The 13,318-nt window shown below is 75.1% G+C and carries 13 protein-coding genes; 5 read left to right on the top strand and 8 right to left on the bottom strand.

All coding sequences use genetic code 11. The annotated features are described in order from the left end of the window. Nucleotides 1–17: 17 nt before the first annotated feature. The 8 genes from paaE to ACFV0O_RS12210 form a co-directional block, all read right to left on the bottom strand. Nucleotides 18–1,199: a 1,2-phenylacetyl-CoA epoxidase subunit PaaE gene (paaE, locus tag ACFV0O_RS12245; protein ID WP_380339950.1), complete on the bottom strand. Its 1,182-nt coding sequence runs from the start codon at nucleotides 1,197–1,199 to the stop codon at nucleotides 18–20. Then, complete coding sequence (gene paaD / locus ACFV0O_RS12240; RefSeq protein ID WP_380340278.1) at nucleotides 1,200–1,706, bottom strand: 1,2-phenylacetyl-CoA epoxidase subunit PaaD; 507 nt, start codon at nucleotides 1,704–1,706, stop codon at nucleotides 1,200–1,202. A gap of 113 nt (nucleotides 1,707–1,819) precedes the next feature. Beyond that, nucleotides 1,820–2,818 carry a 1,2-phenylacetyl-CoA epoxidase subunit PaaC gene (gene paaC, locus ACFV0O_RS12235; protein ID WP_380339947.1) on the bottom strand — a complete coding sequence of 333 codons (999 nt, stop codon included), beginning with the start codon at nucleotides 2,816–2,818 and terminating at the stop codon, nucleotides 1,820–1,822. A 13-nt stretch (nucleotides 2,819–2,831) separates the two neighbouring features. Next, the gene (gene paaB / locus ACFV0O_RS12230) at nucleotides 2,832–3,149 is read right to left on the bottom strand and encodes a 1,2-phenylacetyl-CoA epoxidase subunit PaaB (RefSeq protein WP_360250704.1); all 318 of its coding nucleotides are present in this window, start codon (nucleotides 3,147–3,149) and stop codon (nucleotides 2,832–2,834) included. A gap of 8 nt (nucleotides 3,150–3,157) precedes the next feature. Further along, a complete protein-coding gene (gene paaA / locus ACFV0O_RS12225) occupies nucleotides 3,158–4,165 on the bottom strand; it encodes a 1,2-phenylacetyl-CoA epoxidase subunit PaaA (protein WP_360250707.1) in 1,008 nt (335 codons plus the stop codon). A 397-nt stretch (nucleotides 4,166–4,562) separates the two neighbouring features. Continuing rightward, nucleotides 4,563–5,822 (bottom strand): M20 family metallopeptidase, encoded by a 1,260-nt coding sequence (locus tag ACFV0O_RS12220; RefSeq protein ID WP_380339945.1) that lies wholly within the window; start codon nucleotides 5,820–5,822, stop codon nucleotides 4,563–4,565. Nucleotides 5,823–6,867: 1,045 nt separating this feature from the next. Next, nucleotides 6,868–7,527, bottom strand: a complete 660-nt coding sequence (locus ACFV0O_RS12215; RefSeq protein ID WP_380339942.1) for a response regulator — start codon at nucleotides 7,525–7,527, stop codon at nucleotides 6,868–6,870. Beyond that, nucleotides 7,524–8,981 carry a sensor histidine kinase gene (locus ACFV0O_RS12210; protein WP_380339939.1) on the bottom strand — a complete coding sequence of 486 codons (1,458 nt, stop codon included), beginning with the start codon at nucleotides 8,979–8,981 and terminating at the stop codon, nucleotides 7,524–7,526. Before ACFV0O_RS12210 ends, ACFV0O_RS12215 begins: the two co-directional genes overlap by 4 nt. A 456-nt stretch (nucleotides 8,982–9,437) precedes the next feature. On the opposite strand from ACFV0O_RS12210, the gene ACFV0O_RS12205 reads away from it, so the two are divergent. The 5 genes from ACFV0O_RS12205 to ACFV0O_RS12185 all read left to right on the top strand — a co-directional run bounded on the left by ACFV0O_RS12205 (nucleotide 9,438) and on the right by ACFV0O_RS12185 (nucleotide 13,207). Beyond that, complete coding sequence (locus ACFV0O_RS12205; RefSeq protein WP_380339936.1) at nucleotides 9,438–10,385, top strand: class I SAM-dependent methyltransferase; 948 nt, start codon at nucleotides 9,438–9,440, stop codon at nucleotides 10,383–10,385. Nucleotides 10,386–10,434: 49 nt separating this feature from the next. Further along, on the top strand, nucleotides 10,435–10,737 hold the full coding sequence (locus ACFV0O_RS12200) for a GNAT family N-acetyltransferase (protein WP_380339933.1): 303 nt from the start codon (nucleotides 10,435–10,437) through the stop codon (nucleotides 10,735–10,737). Beyond that, complete coding sequence (locus ACFV0O_RS12195; RefSeq protein ID WP_380339930.1) at nucleotides 10,737–11,240, top strand: (4Fe-4S)-binding protein; 504 nt, start codon at nucleotides 10,737–10,739, stop codon at nucleotides 11,238–11,240. The genes ACFV0O_RS12200 and ACFV0O_RS12195 overlap by 1 nt, the downstream gene beginning before the upstream one ends. 230 nt (nucleotides 11,241–11,470) lie before the next feature. Further along, nucleotides 11,471–12,484, top strand: coding sequence for an aldo/keto reductase (locus tag ACFV0O_RS12190; protein ID WP_380339927.1), 1,014 nt, complete (start codon nucleotides 11,471–11,473; stop codon nucleotides 12,482–12,484). Nucleotides 12,485–12,619: 135 nt separating this feature from the next. Beyond that, entirely contained in the window at nucleotides 12,620–13,207 is a 588-nt protein-coding gene (locus tag ACFV0O_RS12185) for a TetR family transcriptional regulator (protein ID WP_380339925.1), read from the top strand. Nucleotides 13,208–13,318 lie beyond the last annotated feature (111 nt).

Here is a 13,318-nt window from a genome sequence, read left to right as displayed (position 1 = left end):
AGCCCGGCCACCGCGGCTCAGCGGTCGTAGTCGACCGTCACCCGGTCGGTGACCGGACGGGCCTGGCAGGTGAGGACGTAGCCCGCGGCCAGTTCCTTCTCCTCCAGGGCGAAGTTGCGGCGCATCTCCACCTCGCCCTCGGTGACCAGGGCGCGGCAGGTGCCGCAGACGCCGCCCTTGCAGGCGAACGGCAGGTCGGGGCGGGAGCGCTGCGCGCCGTCCAGGATCGAGCGGTCGCACGGGAGGGTGAGGGTGCTGCCGCGGCCGTCGAGCACGACGGTGACCTCGCTGTGCGCGCCGGTCCCGCCGTCCGACGAGGCGTCCGTCCGGTCCCAGTCCTCGTCGCGCTCCGGCAGCGGCTCGTCCTCGGCGTGGAACAGCTCCTGGTGCACCCGCTCGCCCGGCACGCCCAGTTCGGCGAGCAGGTCCTTCGCTCCCGTGACCATGCCGAACGGGCCGCACAGCCACCAGTGGCCGACGTTCCCGACGTCCACCAGTGCCGCCAGCAGTGCCCGCACCCGCTCCGGGTCCAGGCGGCCGCTGAGCAGTTCGGCGTCCCTGGTCTCCCGGGAGAGCACGTGGACCAGCTGGAAGCGGCCGAGGTAGCGGTCCTTCAGGTCGGCCAGCTCGTCGGCGAACATCACGGTGTCGCTGCGGCGGTTGCCGTAGAGCAGGGTGACGGTCGAGCGGCGGTCGGCGGCCAGCACGGAGCCGGCGATCGACAGCATCGGGGTGATGCCGGAGCCGGCCGCGAGCAGCACGTGATCGGCGGGGACGCCGAGTTCCGGGGTGAAGAGGCCCGACGGCGTCAGGACCTCCACCTCCTCGCCGGGCCGCGCCTCACGCACCAGCCAGCGCGAGAACAGCCCGCCCGGCACCTCGCGGACGGCGATCCGCAGCGGGCCGCCGACGGGGGCGCAGATCGAGTACGAGCGGCGCTCGTCCACGCCGTCCACCAGCTTGCGCAGCGTCAGGGTCTGCCCGGGGCGGAAGGCGAACTCCTCCGCCAGCTCGTCGGGCACCGCGAAGGTCACCGCGACGGCGTCGTCGCAGAGCCGCTCCACCCGGTCGATCCGCAGCCCGTGGAAGGTGGGGCGGCGGGCCGGGCGGATGCCGGTCGCCCGGGTGCCGGCGGCGGGCGAGGCGGCGTCCGCGACGGCGGCGGAAGGCGAAGCGGCGGCGGGCGAGGCGGCGGGCATTCAGATCTCCTTGACGCGTTCGAAGGGCTCCCGGCAGGCGCGGCAGCGCCAGAGCGCCTTGCAGGCGGTGGAGCCGAAGCGGGACAGCTCCTCCGTCTCCGGGCTGCCGCACTGCGGGCACGGCACGGGTGCCGCGCCGGTGGCGGCCCGGGCCGCAGCTCCGGTCGCGGTACCGGTCGCGGCTCCGGCGCGGGTCGGGCCGAGGGCGAGCGGGACCGGTCCGGCCGCGCGGACGGCGGAGGTCGGGCGCGGCGGGGCGATGCCTGCCTCGGCGAGCTTTCGGCGGCCCTCGGCGGTGATCAGGTCGGTGGACCACGGCGGGTCCAGCCGCAGCCGCACCCGGACGTCCGGGTACCCGGCCGCACGCAGCCGGCGGTCCACGTCGGCGGCCATCTCGGCGACCGCGGGGCAGCCCGAGTAGGTCGGGGTCAGCCAGGCGGTGACCGCACCGGTGCCGCCGTCCACCTCGACCCCGGCCAGGACGCCCAGGTCCGCCAGGGTGAGCATGGGCAGCTCCGGGTCCGGGACGGCCCCGGCGACCGCCCGGGCCGGCTCGCGGGCGGTGTCCGCGGCGGCGACGCCCGCGGTTCCGGTCACCGCGTCGGCGGCGAGCTGCCCGGTCACCACGTCGCCCCCGGGTGTGCGCGGGCCACCACCTGCAGTTCGGCGAGCAGCGGACCGAGGGCCTCGGTGTGCACGCCGTCGCGGCCGGCCCGGCCGAGGACGGTGGCCAACGGCGGCACCTCCGGCACGGTCAGTCCGGCCTCGGCGAGGACCGCCCCGAGCGCGCCCAGCACCGGCTCGCGCAGGGTCGCCGGGTCGACGCCCACCCGCAGCTCCACCGGGTGCGCCGTGAACAGTTCCTCCAGCAGCGGCCACACGGCGTCCAGCCCGGCCTGCATCCGCTCGGCGGAGTGGGGCGTGCCGTCGCCGAGGCGCAGCGTCCAGGCGGTGGCGTACTCGCGGTGGTAGGCCAGCTCCTTGACCCCGCGCGCCGCGACCGCCGCCAGCACCGGGTCGGGGTGCGCGCTCAGTGCCTCGTACAGGGCGCCGCGCGCGGTGGCGAAGAGCAGCAGCCGGGCGATCGAGTAGGCGAAGTCGCCGTTCGGCGTCTCCACCAGCCGGACGTTGCGGAACTCGTGCTCCTCGCGCCAGTACGCCAGGTCGTCCTCGGTGCGGCCGGTGCCGTCCGCCTGACCGGCCCGGGTCAGCAGCAGGCGGGACTGGCCGAGCAGGTCGAGGCCGAGGTTCGCCAGGGCGACCTCCTCCTCCAGCTCGGGCGCCCGGGTGCACCATTCGATCAGCCGCTGGGCCAGGATCAGGGCGTCGTCGCCGAGCATCTGGCAGTAGGCGGCCAGGTCCGTGCCGTCCGTCCCGGCGGGCAGGGCGGTGTCGACGCCGAGCAGCGGGTCGGCGAAGCCCGTCCCGTACGCCCAGCGGCCCTCGCCCTCGGGGCCGGGGGCGGCCTCGGCCAGGCTGAGGTAGACGTGGTCGTCGTGACCCGCATGGTCCCCGTGGTCCCCGTGGCCCGCGTGGCTCTGCCGGCCCGCGTGGTCTTGGTGGTCCCCGTGGTCGGGGCCGGAGGCGGTGTGCTCCTGCGTGGCGGTGTGGTCCTGCATGGCGGTTCCCCCGTCAGATGTGCGGGACATCCTCGGGGATGTCGTAGAAGGTCGGGTGGCGGTAGACCTTGTCGCCGCTGGGCTCGAAGAACGGGTCGCGCTCGTCCGGGGTGGAGGCGGTGATCGCGTCCGAGCGGACCACCCAGAGGCTGACGCCCTCGTTGCGGCGGGTGTAGAGGTCGCGGGCCGCGAGCAGGGCCATCCGGTCGTCGGCCGCGTGCAGCGAGCCGACGTGCACGTGGTTCAGGCCGCGCCGGGGGCGCACGAACACCTCGTACAGCGGCCAGCCGGCCTTGGACCCCGCCGTGGGCACCGCCTTGGACTCGGCCATGGGCTCGGTCACTTTCCGTTCTCCTGTTCCGTGGCGTGCTGGACGTGCTGGGCCTGCGGCCCGGCCGCGGCGGACTGCTCCGCAGCGCGCTTGGCGGCGTAGGCGACGGCCGCCTCGCGCACCCAGGCGCCGTCCTCGTGGGCGGCGCGGCGGCGTTCGACCCGCTCTGCGTTGCACGGGCCCTGACCGCGGATGACCCGGTTCAGCTCGGACCAGTCCGGCTCGCCGAAGTCCCAGCCGCCACGCTCCTCGTTCCGGCGCAGCTCGGGGTCGGGCAGGGTCACGCCCAGGTGCTCGGCCTGCGGGACGCTCATGTCGACGAACCGCTGCCGCAGCTCGTCGTTGCTGTGCCGCTTGATCCGCCAGGCCATCGAGCGGGCGGTGTTGGGCGAGTCCGCGTCCGAGGGGCCGAACATCATCAGCGACGGCCACCACCAGCGGTCCACGGCGTCCTGGACCATCCGGCGCTGGGCCTCGGTGCCACGCATCAGCGTCATCAGGAGCTCGTAGCCCTGCCGCTGGTGGAAGGACTCCTCCTTGCAGATCCGCACCATCGCCCGGGCGTACGGGCCGTAGCTGCAGCGGCAGAGCGGCACCTGGTTGCAGATCGCCGCGCCGTCCACCAGCCAGCCGATCACACCGACGTCGGCGAAGGTGAGGGTCGGGTAGTTGAAGATCGAGGAGTACTTCTGGCGGCCGGAGATCAGCTTCTCGGTCAGCTCGGCGCGATCGACCCCGAGGGTCTCGGCGGCGGCGTAGAGGTAGAGGCCGTGACCGGCCTCGTCCTGGGCCTTGGCGAGCAGGATGGCCTTGCGGCGCAGCGAGGGGGCCCGGGTGAGCCAGTTGCCCTCGGGCTGCATGCCGATGATCTCGGAGTGGGCGTGCTGGGCGATCTGCCGGATCAGGGTCGCCCGGTAGGCGTCGGGCATCCAGTCCCTGGGCTCGATCCGCTGCTCGGCGGCGACGACCGCCTCGAACCGGTCCTCCGGCGCCTGCGCGGGAACCGGCTCGGCCACCTCTGCTGTCACCACGGTCCCCTCTCGTGTCCTGCGCGCCGGTCCGCCCGGGGCCCGGGCACCAACCGACTGACCGTTCGGTCGGTACCATTCTGCGCGGCGGGGCGGAGGGATGGCAAGGCACGAAACAGATAACAGCTGACAGATTTCGAAATCTGTCAGCTGTTATCTGTCATCTGTCATCTGTCGGCTGTCATCTGTTCGCCGTCGCCGGTGAGCTGCGGCAGCCGTCGGCTGCGAGCCGTGGCGGCGGTCGGCCATGAGCTGCGGCCGGCGGCCGGCCGTGAGTCGCAGCAGCCGCAACCGTGGTCAGCCGCCCCCCTCGGCCGCTACTCGCTACCCGCCGCCGACCCGGCTCGACTCGGGCGGCGGGCCGTCACCGGCGCACGACCCCCGCTCAGCCCTCCGCACGGTCCCGCAGTCGCGGCAGCGGTACGGCGAGGAGCGCCGCCAGCAGCGCGATCCGGGGGGCGATCTGGTCCAGCCGGATGTGCTCGTGCCGGGCGTGCGCCCCGGCCCCGACCGCACCGAACCCGTCCAGGGTCGGGAGCCCGCGCGAGCCCGGAAGGTTGGTGTCCCCCGCCCCGCCGGCCGGGGCGCCGTCCAGCTGCTGCCCGAGCACCGCCGCGAGCGAACGCACGTGCCGCAGCAACGGGTTGCCGGTCCGCTCGGGCCACGCCGGACGGCTGGACAGCACCTCCGTCCGCACCCTGGCCCCCGGGCGCAGCGCGGTGAGCCGGGCGAGGTGGTCGAGCGTGCGGCGCTGCGCCTCGGCGGTGGAGAACCGCAGCCCGAGCTCGGCCTCGGCCCGGCCCGCGATCACGTTGGCCCGCGAACCGCCGCTGATCCGGCCGGCGTTGAGCTCCGTACCGGGCTGGCCCGCGAGGCCGCGGACCAGCACGAGCTGGTCCACCAGCTCGTCGACCGCCGACACCCCGTCGTGGGCGTCGTTGCCGGCGTGCGCCTCGCGCCCGGTCACGGTGAGCCGGACCCGGGTGCTGCCGCGCCGGGCGGTCTTCAGCCGGCCGTCGGGGTGCGGCGGTTCGAGCCCCAGCACCGCGGCGGCGCCGCGCAGTTGGCGCTCGACCAGGCGCCGCCCGTCCGGACTGCCGACCTCCTCGTCGGAGACCACGACCAGCCGCACGGTCCGGTGCGGCCGCTCCCCGAGGTCCGCGAGAAGGGCCAACGCGCCCTCCAGGATGGCGAGTCCGCCCTTCATGTCGACCACGCCGGGCCCGGTGAGCCGGCCGTTCTCCTCGGTGACCGGCCAGTCCGCCAGGGTGCCCGCCGGCCAGACGGTGTCGTGGTGGCCGACGATCAACAGGTGCGGCAAGGACTCGTCCCGCCCCTCCCACTCCAGGACGAGGTGGTCTCCGGCCGGGCCGGGCTCGCGCCGGGCGGTGGCGCCGGTGGCACGGAAGCCGGACGCCAACTCCTCGGCGAGGGCGTCGAGTCGGGCGGCGTCCCCGCTGGGCGACTCGATCCGGGCGAGGTCGGCGCAGCGGCGTCGGACGGCGCCGGCGAGGGTACGGGCGCGGACACTGAGCGCCTGTGGCAGGCCGGGCAGTGCCGCGGTGACCGGCGCGCTCCCGGCGGGGGCGGTGGTTCTGGAAGCGGCGGCCGGCCCGGGGTTCGTGCCGATTGCCGGGGTCGGCACGGGCGAGGTCTGGGCGGGCGACATAGGGGCGGGTGAGGACTGGGCAGGCGACGACTGCGCGGGCGAGGACTTGGCGGGCGAGGTCTGGGCCGACGGGGGCGACGACACCGAAGGAGCGGGCGCCACGGCTGCGGTGGCTGCCGCAGTGACTGCGGCGAGGGCTTCGCCGTCGACGGCCGCCGGGACGGGGGACGGGTTCCGGTCGGTTTCCGCGGCAGCACCCGGCGCGGCCGACGACCCGACGATCTGGGGACTCAACGCGCGCCTCCGCGGCCGCCGCCGGTATTCAGCGGTCGGGACGGCCGACCGCTCCCGCCCGGGTACCAGGCCCGGCCGGACCGCGCCGTGCGGCCGGGATGATCGGCGGCCCTCCGGAACGGTCCGTCTGGCCCAAGTGCGGTGGAACGGCTGGGCGGCGTGCTTGGCATGTGTGTCCTCCTCGCTCGATCCGGTGGCCCCGGTCCGCCCGGAGCCCCGTGGACGGCGGCCTCCCGGCGGCGGGCGCAGTGGCCTGACCGCCGCAGGGAAGCCGAGATGTGAGCCTAGAAGAACCGTTCGGTTTCCTGCGAGGTGGCCCTGCTCCCAGCGTGCCGGTACCGGGCCCGACCTCGGGCACCCGTCGGGGAACGGCGACGGGCGCACGGCGCGCGGGCCTGGATCGGCGCGCGGGCGCGGTCGCCGGATCGCGCCCATCTCCACCATGGACCCGCCGCCCGACTTCGGCAGCGCAAACCGCCAAGGCACGGCATTTCCACGCCGGATGGGTGACAGCGGCTCAGCCCGCGGTACGAACCGGGAGCACGCGACGGCTCAGGGAAGCCCGACCGGACACCGGGCCTGACTCCGGGGGAACGTCCGGGGAACACCCGCGTGAACACCGGCCGATGGGATGCCCCGACGAGCCCGCCGTGCGCCGTCACCGGACGCAGCGCCGCCTCCCGGGGGCCCCGCAGCCGCCCAAGGCTCCACCGCCACCGGGCGTTCCGCGACCGCACGTGCCGTCGTCGCGGGTACCGCCACCGCGGAGCCGGACCGGCCGCCGCCCTCAGGGGCCGTCCCCGACCAGCCCGGCATCGCGTGCCAGCAACGCGGCCTGGACGCGGTTGCCGACGCCGAGCCCGGTCAGGATCCGGCTGACGTGCGCCTTGACGGTGCTCTCCCGCATCCCCAGGACGCCCGCGATCTCCGCGTTGGAGAGCCCGTCGGCGAGTTCGCGCAACACGTCGGTCTCGCGCGGGGTGAGTCCGGCGACCCGGCCGCGGGCGGCGACCGACCGGGGCGCGCCGACCCTGTGGTACCGGTCGATCAGGCGTCGCGCGGCCGCCGGGTGCAGCATCCCCTGGCCGCCCGCGACGACGTGCACGGCCCGGGCGATGTCGGCGGGCGGGGTGTCCTTGAGCAGGAAGCCGTCGGCCCCGGCGGCGAGCGCTTGGTACACGTACTCGTCCAGGTCGAAGGTGGTGAGCGCGATGACCCGCGGGGCGTCGGGCAGTTCACGCAGTCGACGGGTGGCGGCGATGCCGTCGAGCCGGGGCATCCGGATGTCCATCAGCGCGACGTCGACCCGGCGGCTGCCGGCGATCTCGACGGCCTGGAACCCGTCGGCGGCCTCGGCCACCACGGTCAGCGCCGGGTCCTGGGCCAGCAGGTCGACCAGTCCGAGCCGGACCAGCGCGTCGTCGTCCACCACCATCGTGCGGATCATGCGGTCTCCTCCGGCTGCTGCGTCGGCGGCTTCGGTCGCCGCTCCGGGTGCCTCGGTTGCGTCGCGTGCGTCGGGTGCGTCGGGTACGTCGGGTACGTCGGGTGCCGCTTCGGCGCCCCGGGCGGCCCGGGGACTGCAGGTGGCTCGGACAGCTCGGACGCCTCGGATACCTCGAACAGCTCGGACAGCTCGGGCTCCTCGGGCTCCTCGGGCTCCTCGGCTCGTATCGGCGGCCGCGGACGGCCCGGCGCCGTCCCCGGCGGGCGGCCCGGCCCGGGCAACCGGGCGGAGAGCCGGAAGCCGCCGGTGCCGTCCGGTCCCGCGTCGAGGTCACCGCCGAGCGCGCCGACCCGTTCGCTCAGCCCCACCAGTCCGTACCCGCCGCCCGTGCCCCGACCGTCGGACGGCGCCCCGGCCGGACCGTTGCGGACCTCGACCGTGGTCGCCGGCTCCCCGTAGCCGACCCGGACGGTGACCGGCGCGGCCGTCGCGTGCTTGCGGGCGTTGGTCAAGGCCTCCTGGACCAGGCGGTGCACGGCCAGCCGGTGGGTGGTCGGGACGGCCTCCGGGTCCCCGGAGAGGGCCAGTTCGACCCGCTGCCCCGCCTGGGTCGCCTCCCCGACGAGCTCGGCGAGGTCACGCAGGGCGGGTGCCGGGACGGACCCGGCTCCGCCCGGCGCAAGCGGCTCGCCCCCGCCGTCGGCCCTGTCCGGCAGGTCGGCGCGCAGTACTCCCAGGACGTCGCGCAGGTCGTCGAGCGAGCGGGCGGCGGCGGTGCGCAGCAGTTCGATCCGGTGGCCGAGCCGGTCCAGGTCGTCGGCGACGGTGCCGGCCCGGGCCTGGTCCCGCAGCACTCCGGCGTGCAGCACCAGCAGGCTGAGACGGTGGGCCAGCACGTCGTGCATCTCCCGGGCGATCCGGGCGCGTTCGGCGGCCCGGGCCTGTTCGGCGCGCAGCTCGCGTTCACGGCGCAGCGCGTCGACCTGCTCGTGCAGGGTGTGGATCAGCACCCGCCTGCCGTGCAGCCACAGGCCGACCGACAAGGCGGCGGCCTGGACGAGGAGTTGGGCCCCGGTGGCACCGGCCCAGCCGACCGGCGAATCCGCGCCGGACCCGCTGGCCACCGCGATGACCGCGCCCCCGACCACCGCCGGGCCGGTCCGGCCGAGGTAGGCGAGGTGGAAGACGCTGAACAGCCCGGGGAAGGCCCGGTCGAACACCCCGGCGGTGAGCACCGGCAGGACGGCGGAGGCGACCGGGTAGCGGCGGGCGAGGAACAACGAGAGCGAGGCCAGCGCGGCCACGACGGTACGCGGTGCGCGCAGCGGACCGTCCGCCTGGAGCCACTGCACCACGGCCTCCTCCGCGGCGAGGGCCAGCAGGCCGAGCAGCAGCACCGTGTCGGTCCACCACCGGTGGTCCGGGCCGTACCAGCCGAGCAGGCTCCTGCGCATCGGGCCCCTCCTCCCGTCGGCCCGAAGGCCTTCCGTCCGCTGTGGTCCTCCCGGCGGCGGCTTCCTCCGCCCTGCTGCCGCCGGTCCCCCGCTTCCACCGCTTCCCCGCCCTCCGCTCCTCGTGCTCCTTCTGCCCTCTCTCCTCCTCTTCACCGCATCGGGCTTCAGCCCGTCCCCGACCCGGGGCGAGGAACTCGGGCCCGGGGCTCGGGACTCGGGGTTCGGACTCGCGACTCGGGGCTGGGGACTCGGGGTTCGGACTCGCGACTCGGACTCGGAACTCGGGGTTCGGACCCGGAACTCGGGGTTCGGACCCGGAACTCGGGCTCGATGCCAGGTGCGCCCGGCATCGAGCCGCCCCTGTCCTCCGGCCACCCGCACCCTCGACTTTCGTCGGGGGCGCCCGTCACTGACCGGCCGATCCGCGGCGGTCCGGCCCTGCCTAGCGTCGATGACATGACGAACGACCAGCTCGGGCGCCGCCCCGACTCCACGTCCCCGAAGCGGAGTTCATCCTCCGCGGGGGACCATCTGCTGTTCCTCGCCGAGGCCCTGCGCACCTTCCACGACACCGGCGCGCTGGCCCCGAGCGGCCCGGACCTGGTGAACGCCCTGGTCGTACCGGTCCTCAGCCGTCCGAACCGTCCGATCTCGGTGCTGGAGGTCGGCGCCGGCACCGGCGTCGTGACCCGCCGCCTGGTCCGGGTGCTGCGCCCGGGCGACCGGTTGCACGTCGTCGAGGCGAACCCGCGGTTCGCCGACCGGCTGCGGGAGGACCCGGTGCTGGCCGCCCGCCACCCGGGGACCGGGCTGCGCATCTCCGGCTGCCGGGTCGAGGAACTGCCGCACTGCCGGACGGCGGTGGCGGCAGCGGGAGCCGGACCGGAGGAACACGGGGAACGGTATGACGCGATCGTGTCCGGACTGCCGTTCACCAACTTTCACCCCGCGCGGGTGCGCGAGATCCTCGACCTCTACCTGCGGCTGCTGACGCCCGGCGGCGAGCTGACGTACTTCGGGTACCTCGGCACCACGACGGCGCGCACCCTCACCTCGGGGCCCCGCCGGGGCGCCCGCCACCGGGCGGTGGTCCGACTGCTGCGGCAGTTCGAGGCGGCGTACGGGCTCGGCGGGCGCGCGGTGTGGCGCAACCTCCCGCCCGCCCGCGCCCACCTCCTCCGCTCCCCGTGCGGGCACGAGGACTGGAGGACGCCCGGGGGGACGGTCACCGCCCGCGGCGCGACGGCCCGGGCCGCGGCGACCGACGGCGCAACGACCGACGGCACCTCAACCAAAGGCGCAGCGACCGAAGGCACCTCAACCACCAGCGCCGCAACCAACAGCGCCGCAACCGACGGCGCCGCGAGCGAGCCGACGGGCGGGGCGGCCCCCACCGCTCGATGATGGACCGGGGCCGGGCCCGGCTCCGACTCTCCGGCAGTGAGGAGCCGCGATGACCCTCTCGGTCCGCGACGTGGAAGACCGGCACCGCTTCGAAGCGTGGGTGGACGACGAGCTCGCGGGCTTCGCCGAGTACCTGCGCAGCGACCACCTGGTGGTCTACCCGCATACCGTGGTCGAGTCCGCCTTCGAGGGCCGGGGCATCGGCAGCGCGCTCGCCCGCGCGGCACTGGACGACGCCCGCGCCCGCGACCTGCCCGTCCTGGCCACCTGCACGTTCATCAGGGGCTGGATGCTCAGGCACCCCGAGTACACCGACCTCGCGTGCGAGAACCGCAGCCGGGTCGCCGACTGATGGCCGACGAACCAACCGGCGAACCGGCAGGCGAACCGGCCGACGGCGGGGAGAGCGCCCGGGAGAGCGCCCACGAGAGCGCCCGGCGGGGCGACCGGGGCGGCGCCCGCACCTACGAGGGTGCGGGCATCGCCGTCAGCTTCGACGCCCGGGTCTGCCGGCACGCCGCCGAGTGCGTGCGCGGCCTGCCGGAGGTGTTCGACACCGGGCGGCGGCCGTGGATCACACCGAACGCGGCGGCGCCCGAGGCCGTCGCCGAGGTGGTGCGGCGCTGCCCCACCGGCGCGCTGCGCTACCGGCGGGCCGACGGCGGCGTTGAGGAGCCGGACCGGCCGACCACGGTGCTGCGGACGGCGGACGGACGGCTGCTGGTACGCGGGGACCTGCGGGTGACGGGCACGGACGGCGAGGTGCGGGACACCCCGCGGGCGATGCTCTGCGGCTGCGGGCTCAGCGGCGGGCAGCCGTACTGCGACCGGTCGGGAGCGTGCCGCGACACCTGACGGATGACGACCAACAGATGACAGCCGACAGATTTCAACTTTCAGCTGACAGATGACAGACGACAGCGAACAGATTTTGAAATCTGTTCGCTGTCGTGGCATAGTGACACCCGGGCCACCCTGCCCGCGACGCCGCGCCCCGCCGTCAGTGCCGAGCCGCCACACCACGGCACCGCCGCACTCCCGCGCCGCCCGGCGTCGCACCCGCCCCTTGGACCTCGGAGTCACCCATGTCCTCGAACACCCGCCCCGCGCAGCGCCCGCTCGGCACCACCGGGCCCGTCACCTCGGCCCTCGGCCTCGGCTGCATGGGCATGTCCGACATGTACGGCCCGGCCGACGAGGCCGAGAGCATCGCCACCATCCATGCCGCCCTCGACGCCGGGATCACCCTGCTCGACACCGGTGACTTCTACGGCATGGGCCACAACGAACTGCTGATCCACGAGGCGCTGCGCGGCCGCGACCGCGAGAGCGTGCAGATCAGCGTGAAGTTCGGCGCCCAGCGCAGCCCGGACGGCCAGTGGCTCGGCTACGACACGAGCCCCGCCGCCACCAAGACCGCCCTCACCTACACCCTGCGCCGTCTGCGCACCGACTACGTCGACGTCTACCGCCCGGCCCGCCTCGACACGGAGGTCCCGATCGAGGAGACCGTCGGTGCCATCGCCGACCTGGTGAAGGCCGGCTACGTACGCCACATCGGCCTCTCCGAGGTCGGTGCCGAGACCTTGCGCCGCGCCGCCGCCGTCCACCCGATCAGCGACCTGCAGATCGAGTACTCGCTGCTCACCCGCTCGATCGAGGCCTCCGTCCTCCCCGCCGCCCGCGAGCTCGGCATCGGCATCACCGCGTACGGGGTGCTCTCCCGCGGCCTGCTCAGCGGCCACTGGAGCCCGGAGCGCGCCCTCGCCGGGACCGACTTCCGCAGCCATAGCCCGCGCTTCCAGGGCGAGAACCTGACGCACAACCTGGCACTGGTCGAGCAGCTGCGCGCGATCGCCGCCGAGAAGGGCGCGAGCGTCGCCCAGGTCGCCATCGCCTGGGTGGTCTCGCGCGGGCAGGACGTCGTCCCGCTGGTCGGCGCCCGCCGCCGGGAGCGCCTCACCGAGGCCCTCGGCGCCCTCGACGTCACCCTGACCGGGGCCGACCTCGCCGCCATCGAGGCCGCCGTCCCGGCCGGCTCCGCCGCAGGTGACCGGTACGCTGCCGCGCAGATGGCCCGTCTGGACAGCGAGCGCTGACTTCCCCGGGCTCTCCGCACGCACGCAGCTCCACCGGCACCTCAGCTCCACGGCGCCTCAGCTCCACAGCGCCTCAGCCCCACAGCACCGCAGCACCAACCGACCGACCGCACGACCCTAAGGACGGACCTCCCCGTGACCACGGACACCACACTCACCGCCGAGCAGATCCTGAGCGCGGCGGAGGACGTCCTCCGGCGGTTCGGCCCGGCCAAGGCCACCGTCGTGGACGTCGCCCGGATCCTCGGCGTCAGCCACAGCAGCGTCTACCGCCATTTCGGGAGCAAGGCCGCGCTGCGCGAGGCGGTCACCCAGCGCTGGCTCGACCAGGCGCACCACCAGCTGGCGGCCATCTCCACCGAGGGCGGCCCCGCCGGCGATCGGCTGCACCGCTGGCTGACGACGCTGTTCGCGGCCAAGCGGAAGAAGGCGCTCGACGACCCGGAGCTGTTCGCCACCTACATGGTGCTGGTCGACGAGAACAGCGGCACCGTCGACGCGCACATCGACACCCTGGTCCGGCAGATCGGGCAGATCTTCCAGGACGGCGTGGACGCCAAGGAGTTCAAGCTCGCCCACGTCCAGAACACGGCCCGCGCCGTGTTCGACGCCACCGCCCCGTTCCACGACCCGGCCTACGCGGCCACCTGGTCGTCGCCGGGCGCGGACGTCCGCTTCGAGGCCGTGTGGAAGCTCGTCCTCGGCGGCCTCGCGGCCAGGTGAGCCACCCGCACCCTCGGTCGAGGGGCCGGCCCCCCCGGCGGCACCCCCGGGCGCGGGGCCCGCCCCGGCGGCCGGCGGGCCCCCCCCCGCCGGCTAACTCCGTGGGGGTGA

It is taken from the genome of Kitasatospora sp. NPDC059577 (genome assembly GCF_042735475.1).
Lineage (GTDB): Bacteria > Actinomycetota > Actinomycetes > Streptomycetales > Streptomycetaceae > Kitasatospora.
The sequence above is the reverse complement of the archived record's forward strand: the minus strand, read 5'-3'. Positions and strand labels throughout refer to the sequence as shown.

Coding starts and splice junctions, on each gene's coding strand:
- paaE (WP_380339950.1), bottom strand. CDS start 1,199: ATGCCCGCCGCCTCGCCCGCCGCCGCTTCGCCTTCCGCCGCCGTCGCG.
- ACFV0O_RS12210 (WP_380339939.1), bottom strand. CDS start 8,981: ATGCGCAGGAGCCTGCTCGGCTGGTACGGCCCGGACCACCGGTGGTGG.
- ACFV0O_RS12195 (WP_380339930.1), top strand. CDS start 10,737: ATGGCCGACGAACCAACCGGCGAACCGGCAGGCGAACCGGCCGACGGC.
- ACFV0O_RS12215 (WP_380339942.1), bottom strand. CDS start 7,527: ATGATCCGCACGATGGTGGTGGACGACGACGCGCTGGTCCGGCTCGGA.
- paaD (WP_380340278.1), bottom strand. CDS start 1,706: ATGCTCACCCTGGCGGACCTGGGCGTCCTGGCCGGGGTCGAGGTGGAC.
- ACFV0O_RS12205 (WP_380339936.1), top strand. CDS start 9,438: ATGACGAACGACCAGCTCGGGCGCCGCCCCGACTCCACGTCCCCGAAG.
- paaB (WP_360250704.1), bottom strand. CDS start 3,149: ATGGCCGAGTCCAAGGCGGTGCCCACGGCGGGGTCCAAGGCCGGCTGG.
- ACFV0O_RS12200 (WP_380339933.1), top strand. CDS start 10,435: ATGACCCTCTCGGTCCGCGACGTGGAAGACCGGCACCGCTTCGAAGCG.
- ACFV0O_RS12190 (WP_380339927.1), top strand. CDS start 11,471: ATGTCCTCGAACACCCGCCCCGCGCAGCGCCCGCTCGGCACCACCGGG.
- paaC (WP_380339947.1), bottom strand. CDS start 2,818: ATGCAGGACCACACCGCCACGCAGGAGCACACCGCCTCCGGCCCCGAC.